Below are 24,557 nucleotides of genomic sequence, written 5' to 3' on the forward strand. Positions count from 1 at the left end.
AAGAGCCCTGTCATGACGTACGACTCCCTGGTCAACCGCGGCGACTACTTCTCCGCCCACTACCTCGCCGAGGTACTGCCCAAGGACCTCAAGTCGGGCCTGCTCCAGACGTGGAAGGAGCGGGAGGAGGCCGCCAGGCCCCCGGCGGGAGCGGGCGAGGGCACGGATGCGGCCGCGGGTGAACCGGACACGACGCGGCAGGACGTACGGGAGCCGACGGGCATGGCGCTCCCCGTCACCCCGCGTGCCGGACTGCGGGCGCTGCGCCGCGACTACTTCCGGGCCCGCTCCTCCTTCGCCCTCCCGGAGGACGCCGACGGCATCGCATCCCGCCGCGACACCGAGGACGACTCGGTGACCTACGGCGACCCGGATTGGCGGGAGCGGGCGCGGCGCCTCAACGCCGATGTGCTCCGCGCCCTCGGCTACGACGCCAAGCCCGGCACGCTCACCGTGGAACGGGCCGGCCGGACCTACGAGATTCCGGTCGCGCACGCGGAGAAGGGCCTGGTGGCGGTCGACTGCGGCTGGGCCGCCGATCCCGATGAGGCCCTGGACCCCGACGGGCCGGGCCGGCTTCTGGAACCGGTACCCCTGGACGGTTCCCAGCCCCTGGCCACCGGTTCCAAGCTGGCCTCGTTCCTGTTCGCCTGCGAGGACGCGCCGCGCTACGTCCTGCTGCTCGTCGGCGGCGTCGTCGTCCTCGCCGACCGCGTCGTCTGGGGCGAGGCCCGCTACCTGGCCGTGTCCCTCGACATGGCGCTGCAACGCAACGACACCCGCGCGGGCGGCGAACTCGACACGATCGCCGCCCTGTTCGGCGCGGACTCGCTGCGCACCCCGGAGGAGGGTGGCGAGAACCCCCTCGCCGAACTCGTCGGCAAATCCACCAAGCACGCGGTCGGCGTCTCCGGCGAGCTCCGCGACGGCCTGCGCACCAGCGTCGAGCTGATCGCCAACGAGGTGCTGGAACGCCTGCGCGAGCAGGGCGTACGCCCCGAGGACATCGGCGAACTACCGGAACTCGGAAAGCAGTTGACGCGCGAGTCGCTGCGCTACCTGTACCGCGTCCTGTTCCTGCTGTACGCGGAGGCCCGCCCCGAGCTGGGCATCCTGCCGTCCGACTACCCCGAGTACCAGATGGGGTACGGCCTCGGCCGCCTCGGCGAACTCGTGGCCGAGCGGGATCTCGTCGACGAGAAGTCACGCAACGGCTTCTACCTGTACGAGTCCCTGGACCTGCTGTTCCGCAAGGTCCAGGACGGCTACAGGTCGCGCCGCACACACGGAGCGGCGGCCGAGGCCGTCGACGCGCGGACCAGCGAGGACCTCGGTCTGCGCTTCGAACCCCTGCACTCCACGCTCTTCGAACGCGGGTCGATCGAGCTGATCGGCGCCGACACCATCGCCGACCCGCGCCACGACTCCGACGAAGCCCTCGCCCGGGGCGAGTCCGTCCGCCATCTCGACACCCGGCTGCGCAACGCCACCCTGTACGAGGTTCTGCGCAAGCTGATGCTCACCAAGGGCAGGAAGGGCGAACGCGGCGGCTTCATCTCCTACGCCCAGCTCGGCATCAACCAGCTCGGCGCGGTGTACGAGGGCCTGATGTCGTACAGCGGCTTCATCGCGGGGGAGGAGCTGTACGAGGTCGCCAAGGGCGGCGATCCGAAGGACGGCTCCTGGCTGGTCCCGAAGACGAGGGCGGACGAGTACCCGGACGCGGTCTTCGTCAAGCGCCCGGACCCGGAAACCGGCGAGGAACTGCGGGCGCGGTACGTCCCGGGTTCGTTCGTGTACCGGCTTTCGGGCCGTGACCGGCAGACCTCCGCGTCGTACTACACCCCCGAATCACTGACGAAGGTTACCGTCCAACTGGCCCTTCAGCACCGGCTCGACCAGGACGGCACGGTCACCGAGGCGCGGGAGCTGCTGGACTGGAAGATCTGCGAGCCGGCGCTCGGCTCCGGCGCGTTCCTCAACGAGGCGATCAACCAGGTCGCGGCCGAGTACCTGCGCCGACGGCAGCAGGAACTCGGCCGGGCCATCGACACCGAGCAGTACGCGGTCGAGCTCCAGAAGACCAAGGCGTACGTCGCCCTGCACAACTCGTACGGCGTCGACCTCAACGAGACGGCCGTCGAGCTGGCCGAGGTCTCGCTCTGGCTCAACACCATGCACCCGGGCATGGAAGCGCCCTGGTTCGGCCTCCACCTGCGTCGCGGCAATTCGCTCATCGGCGGCCGGCGCGAGGTGTACGCGGCGGACCGCCTGAAGAAGGGCGGCTGGCTGGGTACGACGCCGGAGCGCTTCCCGCTGGCGGACGCCTTGTCGGGCACCCCCCTGCCCGAGGACGCCGTCCACCACTTCCTGCTTCCGGCGAAGGAGTGGGGCGCGGTCGCGGCGGAGAAGGAGGCGAAGGCGCTCGCCCCGGAGCAGGCGAAGGCCCTGGGCGCGTGGCGCCGGGCGATCACCCGATCCCCGAACGCCAAGCAGACGGCCAAGCTCCAGGGCCTGGCCAGGCGGGCCGAGTACCTCTGGGACCTGGTGGCTCAACGGCTGGAGATCTCCGAGCGGGAGATCTCACGGCGCATCGACGTGTGGGGCGCGGGGGAGGGGTGGCTGCGCTCCCCGAAGGAAGCGGTGCGGAGAGAGAAGGTGCTGGCGGACCTGCTGGCGGTGGACACCCCGTACTGGCGGCTGAAGACGGTCATGGACGCGTGGTGCGCGCTCTGGTTCTGGCCGGTTCAGGAGGTGGGGCTGCTGGACGGGTCTAACGGGCAGTACGCGCGGGCGGCGGAACTGGCGGACGGGCCGGTTGAGTTCGAGGCGGCGGTGACGGAAGGCGGCGAGGCGGCCTCCGCGCACACGTCCGTCCCCGAGCCGGACGGCGATGTCCTCCTGGCGTGGGAGGCGGACGCCCTGCCCGGTTTTACCTCGGATCCCAAGCAACTCACGCTCACCCGTGACTCGCTGGCCCGCCGCAGCACAGGTCGCCGTACGGAGCAGGTCAAGGGGGAGCGCCGCAAGGTCATCGCGCTGGCGGACCTGGACGACTGGCTGGAGTTCGCGGAGGCGCTGCTCGGCAAGTCCGACGTGCCCGAGGAATCGCTGGTGGCGTCCTTCGACGCGCTGGACGCGCTGGAACGGTATGAGGACGAGCTGCCCGAGTGGATGGGCATGGACCGCTTCCAGGGGTTGGAGGGGCGGTTCCCCTGGGCGGCGGTGGCGGGGGATGTGGCGAAACGGCAGGGCTTCTTCCACTGGGAGCTGGAGTATGCGCAGGTGTTCGGGGGGCGGGGTGGGTTTGACTTGCAGGTGGGGAATCCGCCTTGGGTGAGGCCGCGGTGGCAGGAGGATCTGGTTCTGGCGGAGCTGGAGCCGTGGTTTGTGTTGGAGGAACGACCTGGCGCGGCGGAGTGGCGTGTGCGCAGGGCGGAGGTGCTGACGGCCGCAGACGACAACAAGGCATATTTCCTGAACGAGTTGACCACACACGAAGGATCCGTCGCTATACTGGGCAGTCCTTGCGTGTATCCGCTGCTTGTAGGAACCCAAGGTGACCTCTACCGCGCTTTCATGGCGCAGGTGTGGCGGCATATGACGCCTTGTGGCAGTGCAGGTCTCATCCACCCGGACACTCACTTCGGTGGAGCTCGCGAAGGTGCACTCCGGGCAGCCTCGTACCGTCATCTCCGGGTGCACGGTCATTTCGTCAACTCGGCCAACTGGGCATTTGAGGATCTGGGACGTACTCAAGAATTTGGGACGCATATCTACGGATCTTCACGCGATCCCGATTTCTTGCACGCCAGCGAACTGCGCGCCGCCGAGGTGCTGCCTGCATCGCTGGTCCACAACGGGCATGGGGAGCCGCCTGGCATCAGGTACGGCGATACTTGGGACGTGCGGCCGCACCTTGAACGCGTGGTGCACGTCGACACCGTGCTGCTGACCGGCTGGCAGACGCTGACGGGATCGACAGGCCCCGTCGCTGAGGCCCCATTGCTCTACCCTCTCCTGCGTGGGGAGCAGGCGGCTATCGAAGCGCTCGCTGCCTACACCAGCATCCTTGCCGACTACCAACCGATGATCACCAGGGGATACGATGAGGCCGGTGCGAAGAAGGACGGCCTGATCCGTTGGGGAAATCAGGCTGTTCACGAGCAGGGGGATGTCATCCTGCAAGGGCCGCATATTTCGGTGGCTCACCCATTTTCGAAAGAGCCAAGAACCCCCTGTAGAAATCATAGGGACTGGGAGCCGCTCGCGCCTACAGAAATGCCGCAGGCGTATGTGCCAGTGACCAACTATGTTAGAGCGACCGATAGGGCGACCTACCTCAATGCCCAGAACTCGTGGCATGGAGAACCGTCCACTTCGTACTTCCGGTTGGCGTGGCGAGCGATGATTCCTTTCAACACCTATCGCAGTTTGTTGGCTGCTCTCTTCCCGCCTGGCCCTGCCCACGTTCACACCGTGCATTCCATGGCTCTGAAGAACAATGGCTTGACTGCTCTCAATGCAGGCTTCTGGGCCGCGCTGCCTCTCGACTACCTGTTGCGCATCACAAGCCGTTCTCACCTCCAGGTCACCGAGGCCAACCAGATGCCTGCTGCCGACCCCAAGCACCCCCTCGCCCCCGCCCTACTCCTTCGCACCCTCCGGTTGAACAGCCTCACCTCCCATTACGCCCCGCTCTGGGCCGAGCTGTTTGATCTCCGCTGGTCAGGATACGAGGGCTGGGCCAATCCTGATTGGCCTCTTCTGAATCCGCTTGCCGCGAATTTGAAGCCGACTTGGGATTACACCACTCCGCTCCGCACCGAACACGAGCGCCGGGCCGCGCTGGTCGAGCTCGACGCTCTCGTCTCCGTCTGGCTCGGAATTACTGCGGATCAACTCACCGCGATTTTCAAGTCCCGTTACCCACAGCTATACGACTACGAGTCGGCGACCTACTTTGACGCCAACGGTCGCAAGATCGCAGCCGACTTCAACACGTACGGCCACGGCCAGACCAAGCAGGACTACCTCGACCTGCTTGCCCACTTGGAGGACCCCGCCTCCACTCCGCCCCCCGCTGGCTACACCGCCCCCTTCTACAAAGCCGACCGGGAGGCCGAGATGCGGGCCGCGCATGCGCACTTCCAGGCGCGGCTGGACAAGGAGATTGCTCTTGGCCGGTGGACTCCCCATGTTCGCGAGAACGCGGATGTGTGAGCCAACACCGGGCCGAGTGCGACCGTAGGACTCGAAATGGAGCTGCCTCCGACACGATGGATGCGTCGGAGGCAGACCTTGTTGTCCTGGAGCGATCTTACTGGCGTGTGAGGCTGATGAATGAGGTCCAGGCGACAGGGCTGACGGTTAGGCCCCGGCGGGTCGTGTCCTTGGAGTCACGCACGTAGATGGCGTGGGGGCATGTGGCCACCTCAAGGCACTCGCCGCCAGCCCCAGTGCTGTGGCTCGACTTGTGCCACGCCATGGCGACCTCGACGCATTCGCCGCCGGCCCCGCTGCTGTAGCTGCTTGTAAACCAGCGGAGCCCACAGTCAATTTGATCAAGGTTTGCGAAGGTCATGTCTCTCCCAGCAGCTTCTCTACGAAGGCAAGCGATTCGCGCGGATTGAGCCCCTGAGCCCTGAGAATGCCATACTGCTCTTCAAACTCCCGGACAGAGCCCCGCTCCGTGTGCAGGCGGCTGTCCTTGTGCGCCTCCACGTAGGCGATCCTGCGCCCTTCCTTCGTCTCGATCAAGGTGAACGGACCGCCCAACGCCGCGTGCTCCTCGCGGTCCGTCGGCATCACCTGCAACTCAACGTTGCGCATCTGCCCCACCAGCATGATCTGCTCAAGCTGGCCACGTGTGACCGTCGTCCCCCCGAGCGGCCGTCGCAATGTCGCCTCTTCGATCACGAAGCTGACCGTGGGCATCGGCATGCGCGAGAGCATGCTTTGACGCGCAAGGCGAGCCAGCACACGCTGGGTCAGTGTCTCCTCATCCAGCAACGGCCTCCACATTCCGAACACCGCCCGCGCGTACTCCTCCGTCTGCAACAGCCCTGGCACCGCCTGGTTTGCGTACACATGCAGCTCGACCGCCTCCGCCTCCAACCTCGCCGCATCCCGGAAGAACGACGGATACTGCGCCCGCGCGACCTCCTCCTTCATCTCCTTCAGGACGCCACCCGCGTCCAGCAGATCGTCGGCCTGGTCGATGAAGCGCGGCGGCGGAACGCGGCGGCCCTGTTCGTACGCGGCGATCGTGGAGACCGAGTACCCCAGCCGCGTGCCGAACTCGGGGCGTTCCAGCCCGGCCCGTAAACGGAAGCGCTTGAGCTGGCGGCCGAAGACGCGCAGCATCCCCGATCCCGGCCCCTGTCCCGGCTCCGCGTCCGGCCCCGAATCGGGCTCGGGCTCCGGCCGCTCGTCGGCCGTTCGCATCGGTTCGTTCATGCCCGGCATCACCTCCACCGGCCAACGCCGTTCCGCGTCCGCCGTCACGCTCCGCTCCGCCTACACGCGCCGACCGATCGCCTACCGTCACCCGCCGTAAGCGCGTCGACTCTTTCAACGGTACGGGTGGGGCGGAAGCGTTCGCCCCATGAACAGCGAAACTCCCCCCGCACCAGTGGTTCTTGAGTTCTCGATGTGCTTCACCTCCTCGCCCCGTGGGGCCCGCCTCGCCCGTCGGCTCGTCTCCCACCGGCTCGACACCTGGGGCCACCCCTACACATCCCCCGCCAACGAGACCCTGACGCTGATCGCCGCCGAGCTGACCGCCAACGCCGTACGACACGGACATGTCCCCGGCCGGGACTTCCACCTCCGCCTGACGCAGTTGGACGACACGCTGCGTGTCGAGGTCACCGACAGCCGCACCGAGCGCGTGCCACTGCTCTCCGACCAGGAGCCGCCCGGTGACGCCGAGTCGGGGCACGGTCTCCTCATCGTGGCCCGGCTGGCGAGCCGCTGGGCGAGCTCACCGTGCGTCGGCCGTCCCGGGAAGACCGTATGGGCGGAACTGTCCGTCTCACGCCTCTGACTACCAGGGCCCGTCGTCGCGCGGGCCCCGATCGCAGGACTCCCCGTCCGACGCCGAAAGGCCGGGCCGGTGCCCCTGACGAGTCGAGTGCCGGCACGGTGGATCCCCACCGGGGGGCGGAGCGGGAACAGCGGTTCGCCCGGCTCGCCCTGCTCGTCCGGGCGGTGGCGGAAGGGGCGGGGACCGTACGGGTCAGGCCCGCAGACTCCGGGCGACGTAGGTCATGTGCTGGATGTTGCCGACGCGGAGCCAGACCGCGGCGTTGCCGGTGCCGGTCACGCCGTGGCCGTGTGCGCAGTCCCGCAGCCAGCTCTCGCCCGCACCGGCCGCCGCGCCCCGGAAGTCCGGCAGTTCGAGAAGCTGCCGGGCCGTCGCCCGGTTGACGGCCGCCCGGTCCTCGCCTCGTGCCAGCACTTTACCGAGGACGAACGACTCGGCGGTGGTGTAGCGGAGCACACCCCAGGCCGGACCGCCCCGGCCGGACGACGGCTCGCGGCCGATGGCCCGGGCGGGCTGGATGCCGTAGTCGCCGTAGCCGAGCCAGGGGACGTAGCCGCGGGTACTGGCGGTCAGCACGCGCCAGGCGTGCCAGTCCGTGCGGGGTTCGGAGCGAAGCCCCTGCTCCAGCATCACGGCGGTCACCGCGGGGAATCCGCCGCTCAGGACCGCCGCGCTCCGCCACGGCGCCAGGGGCATCAGGGAGTCGAGCGCGCGCAGCGCCTCTTTTCCCCCATCAGGCCGGTCGCCCAGGACCTCACCCAGGTCCAGCAGGAGGTCCGCCTCGTCGGCCGCGTCCAAGCGGGCGACGAGTTCCCGGACGGTATGGGTGGTGGCGCCGTCCCACTCTCCCGGGACGGCCACCCGGATCCCGATCCCGATCCCCTTGCGGCGCGCCAGCTCCAGCGCCGCGGCCTGCCCCGCCTCGGGGCGGTCGGGGCCGGTGACCGGGCGGAGCAGGGTCGACCGGCCGAGTTCGGACAGCGCCGAGGCGAGGAGACGCAGTTGGGGCTCATCGCCGAAGGGCGTGTCGATCCAGCCCGGGTGGTGGCGGTGGACCCTGCTCACGGCACGGACGTCACCGCGCGTCCGCGCGGCGAGCTGCTCCGGGTCGGTGCCATGACGCGGTGGCAGGTTCCAGAGCGGCACGACCGCGCGCTGTACGGCCGGATTCAGCTGCCGGTACGCGCTGACGGCGTGCGGCCTCGCCGGCAGGACGGGAACGTACAGCGGTCCGGACATGGCGGCTCCCCTTCGGCTCTGCCCGTGCCCTTCTTCCCTCTCTCCAAGGGTCCGCCGCCTCGGCATTTCACGGAATGACGCCTTTTCGGCCCTGGTGGCTGGAATGCTCAAGAGTCTGGTAGTGCTGTGACCAGGGGGGTACTGTTCGTTGCGCCCGGCCGCCGAACCTTTCGCGTCACGCGCACGCATGGCAGCGCGTCTGCCGTGGCTGACTCCTGTCGATCCGGCCGAGCCGCGCCCGGCTGCTCCCTGACTGGGCACGAGGCTTGAACCACCGGACACTTGGACTGACCGTGCGGAACCTCCGTACCCTGACCGACGCCCCCGCCATCATGGAGGCCGCAGTCCAGGGCGGCCACGTATCCTCCCGGCCCGACGGCCGGAACCGCTCCTCCATGGACTTCGCCGAGGAGATGGCCACCTGGCACCGGGCAGCACCCACCCGTCGGCTCCACGGGTGACAGCGCCCGCTATACGGTGACACCGACCACCGGGGCATCGGCAAGACAAAGGGGACCGTCGTGAAGCCCACCATGGCCGCCGCCCAGCTGCGCGGCAGTCTGACGCAGTACCTCACGACGACGTACGCCCTCGCCGACGAGGACACCCGGCGGGCGCTGGAACGCTTCCTCGACCATCCCGAGACGGGGATCTTCCGAGGCCCGTACCTGCGGATCAGAACCCCCTTCCACAACGCCGACGACGGCTGGCAGCGGGAGTTGGAGTGGACGGCCGGATTCCCCGGCTTCACCCCCTGGCGGCACCAGGCCAAGGCATGGGAACGGCTGTCCACCCTGCGCGGTCCGGCCCAGCCGACGCTGGTGACCACCGGGACCGGCTCCGGCAAGACCGAGTCGTTCCTCGTCCCCGTACTCGACCACTGCCGCCGCCGACGGGCCCAGGGCCACCGCGGCGTCAAGGCGGTCCTGCTCTACCCGATGAACGCGCTCGCCACCGACCAGGCCGGGCGGATCGGCGACTTCCTGAGCAGGCCGGAGCTGGCACAGGTCACCGCCGGCCTCTACATCGGCGACCGGCCGGACACCGACTTCCGCCGGGTCATGACGCGGCGCGAGGAGATGCGCCTCACACCGCCCGACGTACTGATCACGAACTACAAGATGCTCGACCTGCTCCTCCAGCGCGGCGAGGACCGTTCGCTGTGGGACGGCGCCGAACTCGCCCATGTCGTACTCGACGAATTCCACACCTACGACGGGGCCCAGGGCACCGACGTCGCGATGCTGCTGCGCCGCCTCGCCGCCGCGACCGGCGCGTCACGCCCCGGCAGACCACTCGGGTCGATCTGCCCGGTCGCGACCTCCGCCACCCTCGGTGAAGGAGCCGCCGGCAAGGAAACCGGCGGCATCCTCGACGTCGCCGCGCGCGTGTTCGGCATGCCCTTCCCCGCCGACGCTGTCGTCGGGGAGGAGCGGATGTCGGCCGAGGAGTTCACCGGCGCCGTCGACTACGAGCTGCCGGAACCGCCGACACCCCAGGAGGTCATCACCGTCTCGGGCGGTCCCGGCGTTGAGGCGCAGCCCGAGCTGCTGGACCTCGACGGCCTGGCCGCCAGAATGCTGGGCCGCCCCGGCCTCGACGCCTTCCGCATCGGGCGGCTGCTCAAGCGGCACGACTTCACACACGGTGTGCTGTCGCTGCTGGGCGGGGAGCCGCTGGACGAATGGGGACTGCGGGACCGGCTGGCCCGGTTCGGATACGCCTGGGGACGTACCGCGCGCGAGAACCCGCACCTCGTGCTCCAGGCCCTGTCCCGGTTCGTCGCTCTCCTGTCGGCGGCACGTGACCCGGACTCCGACGAGCGAAAGCCCCGCCCGCTCCTGAACATCGAAGCGCACCTGTGGGTCCGGCCCGTCACCCGTGTCCTGCGCGGCGTGGGACCGTCCCCGGAGTTCCGCTGGTACGAGGACGACCGCGCCGCCGCCCGCCGGGCCGCCCTGAACGCCGCCCCGCTCGCCGACGAAGACCCCGACGGATCCTCCGGCGGCTGGCCGTCGGCGAACCGGCCCCGGCCACTGCCCGGCGCGGACACGGCCGCCCGCCCGTCCGAGGTGCACCTGCCCGCCGTCTACTGCCGCAACTGCGGACGCTCCGGCTGGGCAGCCCTGTCCCCCGAGACCGATCCCCAGCGGCTGGTCATGACACAGGACCGGATCTGGCGGGCAGCCGTGGGCCGCGACAAACGGCGCATCCGCTACTTCATCTCCGCCACGCAGCGCGAGCGGCAGCAGGTGCTCGACGCGCTGACCGGGGCCCGGCCGGCGGACGGGGGAGTCGACCCCCTGTCGGTGGTGGTGCTGGACGGCGGCCAGGGCATCTACCGGCTGCCGGTGCCCGCGGACGCCGCCGAACTGGTCGACGCCTGGTTCGCGCTGGCCCTGCTCGACAAGAAGACGGCCGACCGGGCCGCGAAGGACGACCGCTGCCCGGCCTGCCACACCGACAACAGCATCCGCTTCCTCGGCACCGCGCAGGCGGCCCTCGCCTCGGCGACGGTCACCCAGCTGTTCACCGGCGGCGACATCGCGCTCGTACCCGAGGAGCGCAAGACACTCCTCTTCAACGACTCCACCCAGGACGCGGCACACCGGGCCGGCTACGTCGCCAACGCCTCGTACAAGTTCTCGCTGCGCTCCCTGCTCGCCCACAATCTGGATGATTCGGGCGCACCGACCGCGCTCAACGACCTGATCGGCCATGTGCTGGAGTCCGTCGACGACCCGGACGCCCTGGCCGCCGTCGTACCGCCCGATCTGCACGACGAGCCGGGCGTGGACCGGCTGCTGTCGGGGCGCGGAACCGGTGACGCCCGCACCTGGAAACTGATCGGCGAACGACTCGCCTTCGCCACCGTGATGGAATTCGGACTGCGCAGCAGGATGGGGCGCACCCTCGAACTGACGCGGACCGCCGCCGCCGAGGTCGTCGTCGACGAGCCCGGCCGGGTCACCGACATCGCCCGCGATCTCCATCTGGCCCTGCCGGGGCAGCTCCTGATCACCGGCGGACTGCCGACCCCCGAGCGCTATCTCGCCTATGTGCGCGGGATCCTGGAGCGGCTCCGGCTGCGCGGCGCGGTACACCACCGCTGGCTCGACACCTGGATGAGGGAAGCCGGTACCAACCGGTACCTCATCTCGGGCCGCAGGCCCGACGGCATGCCCGCCTTCCCCGAGGGCATCGCCCCGCCCCGCTTCCTGCTCGACGGCCTCAAGGACAAGTCCGAGTTCGACGCCGTCACCGGGCGGCTGGGCTGGTACCAGGACTGGACGCGCAGATGCCTGGGTCTGGACGCGGCAGGCGCCACGGAGTACCTGCGCAGACTCCTGCCCGCCCTCGCCGACCAACGGGTACTCGCGGCCCGGACCACGCGCGACCGGCAGACCAGGATCTACGGCCTGCAACCAGGTCACATCCAGGCCCAGTTGCTCGACGACTCCGTCGTCAACAAGGCGTTCGTCGGCTGCGAGGACTGCGGCTGGCAGCAGGTCGTGGCGCCCGAGCGCCGCACCCGATGGTACGGACACCCCTGCCCCCGCTACCGGTGCAAGGGGCTGCTGACCGCTCCCCAGCCCGGCATGCCGAGCAGCGGAACCAGCGTTTCCGCGTTCGGTTCGGCCGTCCGCGCCCGTGACTACACCGGCGACTACTACCGCCGCCTCTATCTGACCGGCGGCACCTTCCGCGTGGTCACGGCAGAGCACACCGGCATGCTGAGCAGGCCGGAACGGGAGCGCGTCGAACGCGGCTTCAAGGCAGGCACCCACTACACCGACCCCAACGTCCTCTCGTGCACCCCGACGCTGGAACTCGGCATCGACATCGGCGAGCTGTCCGCCGTTCTGCTCGGCTCCCTGCCCGCGGGGCCCGCCAACTACGTGCAGCGGGCGGGCCGGGCCGGACGCCGGACGGGCAACGCCCTGGTGGTCGCCTTCGGCGGGCGCAGAGCCCGCGATCTGTACTACCTCGACGAGCCGCGGGAGATGATCGCCGGGACGATCCTGCCTCCGGGCTGCTACCTGTCGGCCGTCGAGATCCTGCGACGCCAGTACACGGCCCGGCTGCTGGACCTCGCGGCCCGCGGCGAACTCCGCACCTCCGACGGTGAAGCGCTCGCCCCCGTCCCCCGGCTGTCCTCGGCACTGTTCGGCACCACGGGCTGGTGCCAGGACCTCGCGGACGCGGCGCAGACCCACGGCGCCGCACTGGCCGAGGAGTTCCTCGGCCTCTTCCCGGACGGCGGAGGGCCGGACGCCCCCGACGGCGTGGACGCTTCCGACGGCGCGGGCGTCTCCGCCTACGCGGCCGAGGAGCTGAAGGCGTACGCCACCGGGGGAATCGTCAGGGCGCTGCAGGAGGCCGAAGAGGACTGGACGGGCCGGCGCGAGGAACTCCGCCGCAGGATCGCCGCGATCGACGAGGCCGCCGCGCAACTGGTCCGGACGGACACCGCGCAGGACCGCGAACGCCGCGAGCTGCTCGCCGAGCGGCGCGGCACCGGGGACCTGCTCCGTGAACTGAGCCAGTCGAGCGCCCACGGCACCCTGGTGGAACTGGGCCTGCTGCCGAACTACAGCCTCAGCGACACCACCACCCAGCTGGAAGCAACCCTGTACTGGACCCAGACACCGGACGACGAGTCGGGTCCGCGGGCCAAGGGCCCCGCCGCGGACCCGGCCGACCGGGTGTACCGCAGCGAGACCCGGGACTACGAGCGCTCCCGCAAACTGGCCCTGACGGAACTCGCCCCCGGCAACAGCTTCTACGTCAACGGCTACCGGCACATCGTGCGCGCGCTCGACGTCGGCACCCCCGAACGCCGCGCCTGGTCGGTGTGGCGGCTCTGCCCGTCGTGCGGATACGCCCGTACCCATGCCAAGGCCGCGGACGACCCGAGCCCCTGTTCCCGCTGCGGCGGGCGGGAGATCGCCGACGCGGGGTGCGTGCAGTACGTCCTCCAGCCGAGGCGGGTCGTCTCCCGTGACAAGCGGGACGACGCCCGGGTGCGGGACGACCGCGACGAACGGGTCCGTCGGCACTACGCGGTGCTGACGGCGGTCGACATCGACCCCGAACGGATCGCCCCCGGGTCCTGGCGGCACCGGACAGCCGTGTTCGGGGTGGACTTCACCCGCCAGGCGAAGATCCGGACGTTCAATCTGGGGCTCGACCGCGAGGAGGGGAGCAGCACCGTGCCGCTCGCGGGCGCGGACGTCCGCCTCAACCCCTTCTACGTCTGCACCAGTTGCGGAGGGGCGACGGCGGAGGGACGCCCCGTCGTGGACGTGTCGCAGCACGCGCTGACGGAATCGGGGGCGACGAGCACCCCGGCGGCGGCGCACCACCTGCTGTGGTGTCCGCGCCGCCGGACCCGGGAGACGTCCGCGGCCGGCACGGGCGAGCAGCAGGGCAAGGGCCGGGATCTTCCGCTGCTCCTCGCCCACGAGCTGACCACCGAGGCCGTGCGCGTCCTGCTGCCCGCCTCCGTGGCCCGGGCCAAGGAACGCCTGGCCTCGTTCACCGCCGCGCTGTTCGCGGGGATAGCCGCCCAGTACGGGGGCGACCCGGACCACATCGACATCGCCGAGGCGACCATGCCCGACCACACGGGCGCCGACGGGGCGGACTGGCCCCGGCGGTTCCTCGTGGTCTACGACCGCCTTCCCGGAGGCACCGGATATCTGCACCGGCTCGCTTCCGCCGACGGCTTTCGGGACGTGCTCCTGAAGGCGCGCGAGGTCATCGAGGGCTGCGGCTGCCGCGAGAAGGGACTCGACGGCTGCCACCAGTGCCTGCTGCGCCGGGTACCGGCCGCCGACTACGACAAGGTCAGCCGCAACGAGGTGCGGCAGATGCTGGACGATCTGCTCGGTGCGGACGGCGAGGGCTGGCAGACCGCACCCGTCGAGACGACACGGCACATTCCGCTGGAACGGCAGGCGGAGAGCGACCTCGAGATCATGTTCGTCGACACGCTCCGGGAGTGGGCCGGGCTGCCCGAATCCCAGGCCGCGGCCGACACGTACACCACCTCGGCCGGAACGTACGCCCTGGACCTGCGGCTGACGGCGGCCGACAAGACCGTGAGCTGGCGTGTCTCGCAGCAGCGCGATATGGACGGCACCCGGCCCGACATACTCCTCGAACGCCTCGACGCGCCGAGCCCGCGCGTCGCCGTGTACCTCGACGGCTTTGCGTACCACGCGACCCCGGCACACAACCGGCTGGCCGACGACGCGACCAAGCGGGCCGGGCTTCGCGGCGACGGTCTGCGGGTGTTCCAGCTGACGTACGACGACGTCAAGGAGTGGCGCGAGCGCGTGCGCGACACCGGATACGCGGGGGCGGGCCCGGTGGACCCGGTCTGGGAACCGTACGGGACGGATGCGCGGAACCGGGCGCGCGACTACTACAGCCGGGTGGGCAAGGGGCTGCCCGGCGAGCTGTCCGACACCGTGTGGGTCAACCCGGCCCGGCTGCTGCTGGCCTATCTGCGCACACCCGACGCGGAGCGCTGGCAGCGCCGGGCCGAGGCCGCCGCCGCCGGCCTGATCGGGACGGAGGGCGTCCGCGGTGCCGCCCTCGGAGCCGACGGAGTCGGCGCGGGCATCCGGGAAGCGCTGCGGGGCGCGGCGATCACGGGCTCCCCGGGGCCCGTCCGGCTGTTCCACGGGACGGACGCCTCCGGCTGCCGCCTGGTCCTGGCCGCGGACGGCAGGGGCACCCCGCCGGTGTGGACGGGTCTCGCGGTCCTGGACGACAGTACGGCGGCCCTCGCCGACACCCAGGCGCACCGGCGCCGCTGGCGGGGCTGGCTGTACTGGAGCAATGTGCTCCAGTTCCTTGACCACGGCGGCGGCGACAGCGTGCAGCTCACCAGCGGTCTGCTCGACGGTTTCACCACCGACGTGCTCACCGTGACCGGCGGCGAGGGGTGGCTGCCCTCCACCAGGACCGTGATTCCCCTGGCAGAGCCCGCGCCTGCCGTCCCCAGGCCCACGATCGAGGTGGTCGGCGCCCCCCGGGGCGACGCGCCGGCAAGCACCGCGACCGAGCCCTCCGGGGCCCGGTCGGCGGACCGGGACCCCGCGTGGGACCAGGTCCTGGAGTATCTCGATCCCGAGGAAGCCGGGCTCGCCGAGCTGTCCCGGACACTGGCCGACGCCGGAGTCGTCGCACCCGAGGACGGATACGAACTGAACGAGCGGGGCTGGCAGGCGGAGCTGGCATGGCCCGCGGCCCGCGTCGGCGTGGTCCTCGCCCCCCGTACACACGGCTTCGGGCCCGACGCCGAGCCCGACCAGGAGGCCGCCGACCGCGACAGGGCGTTCGCGGCGGCCGGATGGGATGTCCGCACCGCGACGGCCTGGGGGCCGACCGAGTTGATCGACCGGCTGAACGGACCGCGCCGGGAAAGCGATGGCGGCGATGGCGGCGGCGACAGCGGCGATGACAGTGACGGCAGCACCAGCAGCGGGGAGCACACACGATGAACACCTCGGGCGTGACACTGCGCCTGCTCGACAAGGCCGACAAGGAGATCCTCAAGCTCCCCCGCACGGTCAAGGGCGCATTCTTCGACTTCCAGCACAAGTTCAAGGCCAACCCGCACACCACCGGGCTCAAACTCCAGCAGCTCAAAGGCGACAGCAGGCTGTGGTCGGCACGTGTCAGCGACGACTACCGCGCCCTGCTGCTCAGACTCGCCGCCGACGACTGGCTGATCGTCTCCGTCAAACACCGCAAGGACGTCTACGATCGCCTGGCCTACGGCGTCAACCACGTCACCGGTGGTATCGAGTACGTCGATCTGGAGGTGGTGGAGGAGAGCGTCCTGCGACGCCTTCCCACACCGCCGCCGACCTCGGCCGCGGCACCCGAACCGGCCCGGCCCCGGGCGCTGTTCGCCGACTGGTCCGACACCCAGCTGTCGGAACTCGGCGTCGCCCGGCCCCTGCTGCCGGTCATCCGGACCCTCACCACCGAAGACCAACTGCTCGGACTGATCGAGTACGCCCCCCAGCTGACGGGTGAGGTGCTGCTCGCACTCTTCGACGGCAAGTCGTTCGACGACGTGCTCGACCAGGTGACGACGCCCGTCGCCGCCGCCGAGCCGGTCGACCCGGACGACTTCCAGGCCGCGGCCCAGCGCCCGGCCACGGTGGTGACCACCTCCGACGAAGCCCTCCGAGAGGCCCTGGAAGGCGGCGACTTCGGCCGGTGGAAGGTGTTCCTCCACCCCACGCAGGCCAGACTCGTGGAGCGGCGCTACTCGGGACCGGCACGGGTCGGAGGCGGCCCCGGCACCGGCAAGACCATCGTCGCCCTGCACCGGGTACGCCATCTCGTACGACAGCTGCCGCCCGGTCGGGACAAGCCGGTCCTGCTGACCACGTACAACAAGAACCTCGCCGCGGACCTGCGCTCCCGCCTGCTCGAACTGGGCGGCGAGGGGCTGCTGGCCCGCGTCGAGGTGAGCCATGTCGACCAGTTGGCGCTGCGCATCGTGCGGGAGGCCGAACCCGGCAGCGGCAAGCAGGCGATGGACGACAGCCAGGCCGTACGCGAGTGGCGCGCGCTCCTGGACGAGCTGGGGGAGGACGGCTGGGACCCCGAGTTCCTGCACGACGAATGGACCCAGGTGATCCTCGGCCAGGCCGTCACCACCCGGACCGACTACTTCCGCGCACGTCGCGCCGGGCGCGGCCGGAACATCACCCGCGGCGAACGCGCCGAGATCTGGCAGCTCGCCGAACGCTTCACCCAACGGCTCGACCGCCTCGGACGGCAGACCTGGGACCAGGTCGCCGAACGGGCCGCGCGACTGGAGATCGGCCGCGAACAGCGCATCCTCTCGATCGCACGTCAGCGGGAAGAGGCGGGAGGCCGTGAGAACATCCACCTCCAGGACACCTCGGGCGGCTGGCTGCGCTTCCGGTACCGGCACATCGTCGTGGACGAGGCGCAGGATCTGCGCCCCGCGCACTGGAAGATGCTGCGGTCGATGACCCCTCGCGAGGCCGACGACCTCTTCCTCGTCGGCGACACCCACCAGCGCATCTACAAGAACCAGGTGACGCTGGGGAGCCTGGGCATCAACATCCGCGGCCGATCCTCGAAGCTGAGCCTGAGCTACCGCACCACGCGTCAGATCCTGCGCTCCGCCCTCGATGTGCTGGGCGAGACGGCGTACGACGACCTCGACGGCAGTGAGGAGACGCTGGCCGGCTACCGGTCCGTGCTGAGCGGGAGGCAGCCGATCGGCCACCCGTTCCCGGACTGGGCCGCGGAGCGGGAGGGCATCGCGGATCTCATCGAGGAGTGGGACGCCAGCCCCGACCTGAGCATTCCGCATGAACAGGTCGCGATCTGCGTACCGACGAACCAGATGGCGGCCGAGGTCGGCTACACCCTCGGTCTGCGCGGGATCCGTCCCGTGGAGATCCGCTCCGACGGGCCCCATGGTGACGGCGGAGTGCATATCGGCACGATGTTCCGGTTCAAGGGACTGGAGTATCAGCGAATGATCATCGCCGGTGTCACCGACGGTCTGGTTCCGCGCGATGCGGTCAACAGGCTGCGCGCCGGTGATCCCGTACGGTACCGCCACGAGATACAACGCGCCCGCTCCCTGCTCTTCGTGGCGGCCACACGGGCCCGGGACAGCGTGGACGTCTTCTGGCACGGAAAACCCAGTCCGTTCCTGGGCGCGTGGCTGACGGGGGAGAAGTAGGGATTCGCGGACCGGGGAGGAGCGGCTCGCCCCGGAAGCGGTGAGCTGCGGGGTGGTCGAAGGGCGGCAGACGGTATGTAGGGTCCTGCGCGTGAGCGTGCGTTGCGGGCGGGACCTGCCGGTGCCTCGCGCTCCCCACGGCCCGGCCTCGGCGTCCGGGGCGGGGGGATCACGGACGCGACCGGGGACCTCGGCTCGGAGGCGGCGTACGGAGGGCCTTCGAGCGTCGACATCAACGCTGAGTCGTGGAAAACCCAGTGGTCAGAGCGGCCTCAGACCATGATCAACCAGCGTCAAACGAGCGTGGTTTCAGCGTCAAGATATCGCCCGTAACGCCCACAACGCACATCAGTAAGCCCGCAGCTCAGTCGTCCTTCTTCACCGGCTCCAGGATCGCCACGCACTCCACGTGGTGTGTCATCGGAAAGAGGTCGGCTTGGGTCTGGTTGAATATAAGTGCAGGTCAGAGACTATTTGATGTGTGCGATTGCGGCGATTCCCGGGCCCCGAGCGTCATATGAGCGTCAAGAGAAAGAGGGCTCGGGCGAGCGTCGGGGTTCGGTGTCGGTCTTCGGCCGAGCGAGGGCGTTCACTCCGCGTGCAGGGTGTATGTAGCCGTCATCCGGCAGCGCTGTGGGCGGTAGCGCCCTTCCTTAGGCGCTGGTGCGACAACGAGTGATGCACCGAGCCTGGTCGTTCCGATCAGATGTCCCGGAAGAGACCAGTCAGCGCGGCGACCTGCCACGATGAGGGCTCTTTGGCTGCTGACCTGCGCGAATGGTCTTTCAGTTGTTTCATGCTCGTGCGGGTTGATGAAGTTGGAAGTCCCAGAAAAGTCCCAGAGAACTCCCACGACTGACGGACGCCCTTTCGGTTCTCCTCGATGTAGGGCAGACGGCCGGTGCCAGGGCCTGCACGCTGGCGGTCGACCTTGATCGAACGACAGTACGGGCTGCCCGGATCGCCCGACAAAGGATCTCGGACCTTGATGTCAAGCGGCTGACGTTAGTCGATGCCATGCAGGACCGTTGAGCCCTGATGATCGATGGCGACTCTGCGGTTGCCGTCGGCGATGAGTTGACGGAGCCCGCCAAGCCTCGGCCTCATAGCGAGCGGCCCCTCGCACGGGCCCGGCGGGCGAAGGCGTAGGGCCTGATCGAGCGGATCTTCGCCGAGGGGCGCGTTCGGATTGCTGATCCCGATGACGACGAGATCGCGGAGTGGCGGCACGCTGTCAACTACACGAAGTGCTACGGCCGGGAGCCGGCGGGCAAACGCATCGAGAAAGATCCCCTCCGGTGGTCCGGGGCTGGAGCTGTTCCTGGCCGTATCCCGATGCGTGGAGTCAGTGGCCGAAGGCGGCCGGGTCCGGTTTCTGCCCCCGGCTGGGGCAGCTGCCCCCGGTAGTAGCCGCGCGTGCTGCTGACAGCCTGACTGCTCCGCGTTCGGAACCGCCCCGGCCCAGGCGCGCGATCAGGTTGTAAGGGCTTGTCCGTTGCCGCTCGGAGGGCCCAGAAGATCGCCGTCTACCCCGAGGTCCCGCCGGCTACTCCAGTCAGGGTCGCCCGTCGAGACGTCACTGCCATCTGCTCGGCGCGTTGCCCGACAGCAGGCGCACGCCCTTTAGATCGCTCCACAGCCAGCTGTGGGCGAGGTCCGTGGCGGGTGCGTCGGAGAATGGCAGGGCGTGCGAGGTGTATTGGCTGTTCACGTCGGGGACCCTCTCGCGACCGGGGGGTGGATCAAGCGTGAAGTCGGCCGTGGACGAAGACGTTGGGTCGGCCGAGACGGGCCAGTACCTCACTCTTGTTCCTGCGAGGCCGCCGCGAGTGACGGTGCCCGTGAGAATGGAGGGCAGCCGCGATGCCAGCCTCAGCGTAGGGCGCAGTCGGGGGAACCACTGATCGCAAAGGTCTTGATAGATGCTGAGCGCGCTCTCGAAAAGGTAGCACGTGTAGTCCAGCAAGGCTTCGTCGCTGTAGAAGTCTGAGATGTACATGCGTCCTGGGGCGCGGGGGCGGTTGGGTACTGCGAAGGGCGCGTGGAGCAGGCCATCTGATCCAACTTCGATTCCGGATTCCAGGTCGGTGATCAGAGCGGAGAGTTCGCTGCCCGCTGCCACAACATTGCCGTTGCGTGCAGAGGTGAAGATCGACCGAACCGAGCCGGTATGCGCCTTAGCGGCCCGTGCTACCTCAGTCGCGTCCAGAGGGTTAAGGAAGACCCCTTTCTGGTTGACCAAGGCACGACTCAGCGCCCACCGCCGCTCAGCCGCCCAAGTGCTATTACCGGTGAGATGGAGCTGGCGGCCCAAGGTCTCTTTCAGGTGCTGACTTATCCAGGTCAGCGACCACTGCCAAGGCCACCCCGGATATGCGAAAGCGGGCGTTGCGAATTGCATATAGGTAGGGAAGCCGGCGAAGGTACGCACATCCTCGTAATCGCTGCCTTGTGGCAGCTCGATAGCTTGTTCCTCATGGCCTGGTTGTGGGGCGTTCTGAATAACCCCCCACAACTCAGTGCCGTGCACCTGGTATCCGAGGACGAGGGGCGGTGCGGGGACACGCTGATACAAGGCCAGGTCGGCAGCCGGCCCAAGAGCAGGAAGCCAGCGGGCCAGGGCAAAGTGAGCACGCTGCCCTGCTTCCGGGCTCAGCGTCGGCCCTTCGTTTCGTAGGCCCGAACCTTTAGGGAAAGCCTCGTCTACGACCCAGGCGGCCACGCCGGGGTACCGTTCGACCAGGGGCTCCATGAGGCGGAGACACTGCTGCCAGCCAGCAGCTGCCAGTGCAAGCGCCAGAGGGTAACGCCATCGCTCGACCGCCTCAGACGAGACCCAAGCCTGCTCCGGAATGCCACGCTCCAGCAGTGCGCGACCTGCGAAATACTGCTCAAGGATCGGAAGCCCGAACCGCAGAGTCCGGCCTTGCCGTACTACGAGACGGGTCCTGCGGACCGTGCGACTCTGGGAGAGGCCGAGTTCACCCTCGGCGACTGGACCGCCAGCTTGGACCGCCAGCCACGCGAGTTCCTCCAGAAGGTTCTCCGTGTCGTCTTCCGGTACCCCGCCCGCGCGCAGGGCGCGTTGCACGAGGGCTTCGAGGAAGTCGATGCGCGATCTCGGCTGCCTCCAATCCTGTTCCTCTCGGGCAGCGGCTGCGATGATGACGAACAAGGGCAACAGCAGCGCCTCGCGAACAGCCGTTGACTCTGAGAAGGGCAGGCGCCGCTGCCCCAAGCGTTGTGCAAGGGTCTCGGCTTCCTCGTAACTCAGTGCCGGCAAGGGAACCTCCTCGCCAGCACTGGTCTCCAGGCCCGGACGGGAAGTCATCAACACTCGACTGCCGGGCCAAATTTGAACCATCTGACGTGCCTGATTCAAGAACCGCTGCGCTCGTGCCGCGTCGATCTCGTCGAGCCCGTCGAGCACGATCCGGACTCCCGAAACGCCAGGGACGCCAAGTGGCTCCACGGCCGATTCCACGGCCTGCTGCAGTGGTCCATGAACGTCGTCCGCGTGTAGGTACGCGGGCAGCGGCGCATCTCCCTCTTGCGCAGCGTTCACATCCTCCTGATGGAGCCGTTCAGCAGTTACGGACTTCCCCGCACCGAACTCCCCGCTCAGGACCACCACCCCAGTCGGCTTCAGCGACGCCAGCGCCTTCGACCTTCGACCGACCACCGGATCGTCTGCGAGCTCGCTGGCCACCACGTCATCGAGGCCGGCTGCCTGCCACCGCGCGATAAGCCGAGCCCGCGAGGCGATCAGAAGCTCATAGAGAGCCTGACGTCTGCTGATTGCTCGCTGCTCGTCAGGGTCGGAGCGTCGACGCCGGATCTTCTCCTCGTGCTGACGCTTGAATCCCTGCAACTGCTCCACCGTGAAATGGATGCCGCGGTCCCTGTCCACAAAGCTGTGGTGCTTCTTGCAGAGAAGAATCATGTTTGGATAGGAGTTGCGCTCGGCCTTAGGCATAGCGGCATCGGCCCGGGGGCCACCGTCCGCCTCTGCGACGATATGCGCCTCTTCTCCCACGACTGTTTCAACGAGGCTCGCCGAGGTGCCGCTTAGGAACTCCTCAATCAGTCGTTCATTGCAGCCAGGGAACGCGCACTCATTACCCGCCTTCCCCCAGAGCAGCCGCCTGTCGGCGTCACGCAACTGAGCCACTTCCACCCCCACCAATGACATGTGTATGCCCACCAGTAGATCACCGGACGCCAGCGCCGCACCCGCACAGGCGTAGTCCGACACCTGTGGCTGCCTTGCCAAGCAGTGCGGCGGGCATTGTTGGTGAGGACGATGATGACCTGCTCGTATCGGGTCCACCAGCCACGTGGTCGCTGGCGCCGAGAAGGCTCTGCGCACCAGTGTCATCGCCCCGCCGGACAACCGGCTGGGCATCCGAGACTGCTCCATCGGGTGACCGCGTTCGCCATCGTTGGCCGCGAGCACGAAGTCGCCTTCTGTGGGTGCGCGACTTTGTCGTCACCGAGCACGGCATGGAGGTCGACGTGCCGGTTCCGAAGATCCAGCTCCGGAAGGTGAAGGTGCCGTTCGGCTCCCGGCCGAGCAGCTGCCCCGTGAGCGCGTGACGGGTCAGAAAGGCGTCAGCCGCCTTGGCCGACCCGGACGATTTCGCGTACAAGCTGCTGCACAACAGATGGCACACCGTCATGCCCGACGGGATTGACCCAGAGACCATCGGCAACGTCATCACCCGGCTGCGCAAGTGGGCCGAGCTGAACTTCCGCCCCACCGGACATTCTCCGCGCTGCGGACTGGCTGCCAGCTCCAAGCGCGCTGGCGACGACTGCGAGATCATCGCCAAACAGGGCGGATGGGTCGAGAGCAGCGTCACAATGGAGGGCTACTCCGAGGATGGCGACGGTTGAGAGGAGAACGTGATGGTGAAGGTACTGCAGGACCACCGGTCATCCCCATGATTGAGTATCCAGACCACTCGGGGAGGGGAAAGCGATGAACGAGGCCGGTCCAGTGTTTCCCGCGACGTTCGACCAGGAGTTCGTCCGGCAGGACGGACACCACGGCTACTTCGGCAGGAACGTGCTGAAGGGTCTGGTGGATGGGATGGAAGGCTTCCTGGAGGAGAAGCGGCGTACGCCGGGGCTCCGGAGCATGGGGCCGGTGGCGCTGGGCGCGTTTCTCTGGCTCGACGATCCGGAGCTAGCCTCCTGTCTCGCGCGGTTCGCCCACACCTGCGTGGTCGTCTCCAAGCAGGGGCGCAGCAAACGCGAGCTGGAGAAGCTGGGCAAGCTCAAGCCGTTTGCCGACGGAGAAAACGGAATACTGGCCAGTGCCTTCGCCGAGTTGACCGGCCTGGACTGGCGGGAGAACGACCGCGCCAAGGTACTGGGACCGGGCTCACCGATGCCCGACCCGGTGATCCCGCCACTGCGGACCATCGGGTTCCGCCGCCAGCCTAAGGGAGACATGGTGCCCTTCCTCCACACAAAGATCATGTTGCTCGGCGAGATGTGGTGGCACGACGAGGACGCCCTGGGCGGCGTCGCCGATGTCGTCGGCTTCCGCCCCGAACGGCTCTGGGTGGGTAGCGCGAACGCAACTCACCGGTCCAGGAGCAGTCTGGAGTTCGGGATGTGGCTCGATGACCCGCAGGCCCTGGTGGCCGCGCAGACGTTTCTGGTCCAGCTGATGGCGCACTCCGAGGCCCTCGACCCGGATAGTGACCTCTTCCAGCCGGAGCTGCTCCCCGTGTACTTCGACGACGAGGCGTTCGCTGAGTACGTCTCGGAGTACGGGTGGGGCGACCCCGACGCCTGAACAGCGGGTGCCCTTTCCAGCGGGCACCACCGGTACGGACCGCCGAGGCGGGGCCGCGCAGCAGGTCGAACAGGGCACGCATCGGGCGGACCCCGAGCCGGGTCCGAGCGTCCCACAGTCCTGTCCCGGTGATTTTCGGTATGGGCAACGAGTCCAGTGCGGCGGTGAGCTTGCGCCAGACGGTGAGATAGCCGCACTCCTCGAACAAGGCGGCAGCCAGGAGCAGGTAGACCACGACGCGGGCAGGGAGTTTCCGCAGCCGCCGCTGCCCCGCGCCGGTATCGGTGAGGACGGCGTCGACCATCTCGAACGGCACGATCCGGGTCAGCTCCCCCAGATGTCCAGGCGCGAACACGCCCTCGGCTACCACGATTTCACGGGTGATGACACACTGACCCGACAGCGGAGCCTCCGGTGCTGTGAACGGCTTGTCTTGGCGGACCAGTCAGTTCTACCGGGGCTCCGCTTCCTGCGTCAGGCCATCACGCAGAACACCCTCCCAACAGCACAAACACCCTTAACTTCATGGCCTTGGGCAAAAGCCTTGCGGCGGCAGGTGGCGCCTGGATCCTCTTCGAGTTAGCGACGAGGCCGGATTCTCGATGACGCCGCCGGTGTGGGCGATCACGAAATTCCCCAGGTGGGGCGGGTTCCGCGTCACGTAATTCCCCACCCCCGCGGTCACGTAATTCCCCATGGGGACGACGGGT

The 24,557-nt window shown here is 68.8% G+C and carries 12 protein-coding genes and 1 pseudogene; 8 read left to right on the plus strand and 5 right to left on the minus strand.

Annotated features, from left to right (window positions below):
- The first annotated feature begins 12 nt into the window (after window positions 1–12).
- Window positions 13–5,223 carry a class I SAM-dependent DNA methyltransferase gene (locus ACFYT4_RS32670; protein WP_389277358.1) on the plus strand — a complete coding sequence of 1,737 codons (5,211 nt, stop codon included), beginning with the start codon at window positions 13–15 and terminating at the stop codon, window positions 5,221–5,223.
- A 97-nt stretch (window positions 5,224–5,320) separates the two neighbouring features.
- On the opposite strand, the gene ACFYT4_RS32675 is transcribed toward ACFYT4_RS32670, so the two are convergent.
- Complete coding sequence (locus tag ACFYT4_RS32675) at window positions 5,321–5,584, minus strand: DUF397 domain-containing protein (protein ID WP_389277361.1); 264 nt, start codon at window positions 5,582–5,584, stop codon at window positions 5,321–5,323.
- Window positions 5,581–6,459, minus strand: coding sequence for a helix-turn-helix domain-containing protein (locus tag ACFYT4_RS32680; RefSeq protein WP_389277364.1), 879 nt, complete (start codon window positions 6,457–6,459; stop codon window positions 5,581–5,583). The genes ACFYT4_RS32675 and ACFYT4_RS32680 overlap by 4 nt, the downstream gene beginning before the upstream one ends.
- A 148-nt stretch (window positions 6,460–6,607) precedes the next feature.
- On the opposite strand from ACFYT4_RS32680, the gene ACFYT4_RS32685 reads away from it, so the two are divergent.
- Window positions 6,608–7,048 (plus strand): ATP-binding protein, encoded by a 441-nt coding sequence (locus tag ACFYT4_RS32685; RefSeq protein WP_389277367.1) that lies wholly within the window; start codon window positions 6,608–6,610, stop codon window positions 7,046–7,048.
- Window positions 7,049–7,240: 192 nt separating this feature from the next.
- On the opposite strand, the gene ACFYT4_RS32690 is transcribed toward ACFYT4_RS32685, so the two are convergent.
- Entirely contained in the window at window positions 7,241–8,287 is a 1,047-nt protein-coding gene (locus ACFYT4_RS32690; RefSeq protein WP_389277369.1) for a beta family protein, read from the minus strand.
- Window positions 8,288–8,580: 293 nt separating this feature from the next.
- On the opposite strand from ACFYT4_RS32690, the gene ACFYT4_RS32695 reads away from it, so the two are divergent.
- The 3 genes from ACFYT4_RS32695 to ACFYT4_RS32705 are packed head-to-tail and all read left to right on the plus strand — an operon-like array spanning window position 8,581 to window position 18,041.
- Window positions 8,581–8,748 carry a hypothetical protein gene (locus tag ACFYT4_RS32695; protein WP_389277372.1) on the plus strand — a complete coding sequence of 56 codons (168 nt, stop codon included), beginning with the start codon at window positions 8,581–8,583 and terminating at the stop codon, window positions 8,746–8,748.
- 60 nt (window positions 8,749–8,808) lie between these two features.
- Complete coding sequence (locus ACFYT4_RS32700; RefSeq protein WP_389277375.1) at window positions 8,809–15,801, plus strand: DEAD/DEAH box helicase; 6,993 nt, start codon at window positions 8,809–8,811, stop codon at window positions 15,799–15,801.
- Window positions 15,798–18,041: a UvrD-helicase domain-containing protein gene (locus ACFYT4_RS32705; protein WP_389277378.1), complete on the plus strand. Its 2,244-nt coding sequence runs from the start codon at window positions 15,798–15,800 to the stop codon at window positions 18,039–18,041. The genes ACFYT4_RS32700 and ACFYT4_RS32705 overlap by 4 nt, the downstream gene beginning before the upstream one ends.
- 1,576 nt (window positions 18,042–19,617) lie before the next feature.
- Here the strand turns inward: ACFYT4_RS32705 and ACFYT4_RS32710 are convergent.
- A complete protein-coding gene (locus tag ACFYT4_RS32710) occupies window positions 19,618–22,296 on the minus strand; it encodes an NACHT domain-containing protein (RefSeq protein WP_389277381.1) in 2,679 nt (892 codons plus the stop codon).
- A 218-nt stretch (window positions 22,297–22,514) separates the two neighbouring features.
- Between ACFYT4_RS32710 and ACFYT4_RS32715 the strand changes: the two genes are divergently transcribed.
- The 3 genes from ACFYT4_RS32715 to ACFYT4_RS32725 all read left to right on the plus strand — a co-directional run bounded on the left by ACFYT4_RS32715 (window position 22,515) and on the right by ACFYT4_RS32725 (window position 23,847).
- Window positions 22,515–22,637 (plus strand): hypothetical protein, encoded by a 123-nt coding sequence (locus ACFYT4_RS32715; protein ID WP_389277384.1) that lies wholly within the window; start codon window positions 22,515–22,517, stop codon window positions 22,635–22,637.
- A 24-nt stretch (window positions 22,638–22,661) separates the two neighbouring features.
- Window positions 22,662–22,937 (plus strand): hypothetical protein, encoded by a 276-nt coding sequence (locus ACFYT4_RS32720; RefSeq protein WP_389277386.1) that lies wholly within the window; start codon window positions 22,662–22,664, stop codon window positions 22,935–22,937.
- Window positions 22,938–23,040: 103 nt separating this feature from the next.
- The gene (locus ACFYT4_RS32725) at window positions 23,041–23,847 is read left to right on the plus strand and encodes a hypothetical protein (RefSeq protein ID WP_389277389.1); all 807 of its coding nucleotides are present in this window, start codon (window positions 23,041–23,043) and stop codon (window positions 23,845–23,847) included.
- A gap of 76 nt (window positions 23,848–23,923) precedes the next feature.
- Here ACFYT4_RS32725 and ACFYT4_RS32730 read toward each other — a convergent pair.
- Window positions 23,924–24,217 (minus strand): annotated as a pseudogene (locus tag ACFYT4_RS32730) (transposase domain-containing protein); the annotation flags it as partial.
- Between the last annotated feature and the right edge of the window lie 340 nt (window positions 24,218–24,557).

Origin of the sequence: Streptomyces sp. NPDC004609 (genome assembly GCF_042873655.1) — a bacterium.
Taxonomy (GTDB): Bacteria; Actinomycetota; Actinomycetes; order Streptomycetales; family Streptomycetaceae; genus Streptomyces.

Excerpts from the sequence above, each read along its gene's own strand:
- ACFYT4_RS32670 (WP_389277358.1), top strand. The coding sequence starts at position 13 with ATGACGTACGACTCCCTGGTCAACCGCGGCGACTACTTCTCCGCCCAC.
- ACFYT4_RS32675 (WP_389277361.1), bottom strand. The coding sequence starts at position 5,584 with ATGACCTTCGCAAACCTTGATCAAATTGACTGTGGGCTCCGCTGGTTT.
- ACFYT4_RS32680 (WP_389277364.1), bottom strand. The coding sequence starts at position 6,459 with ATGAACGAACCGATGCGAACGGCCGACGAGCGGCCGGAGCCCGAGCCC.
- ACFYT4_RS32685 (WP_389277367.1), top strand. The coding sequence starts at position 6,608 with ATGAACAGCGAAACTCCCCCCGCACCAGTGGTTCTTGAGTTCTCGATG.
- ACFYT4_RS32690 (WP_389277369.1), bottom strand. The coding sequence starts at position 8,287 with ATGTCCGGACCGCTGTACGTTCCCGTCCTGCCGGCGAGGCCGCACGCC.
- ACFYT4_RS32705 (WP_389277378.1), top strand. The coding sequence starts at position 15,798 with ATGAACACCTCGGGCGTGACACTGCGCCTGCTCGACAAGGCCGACAAG.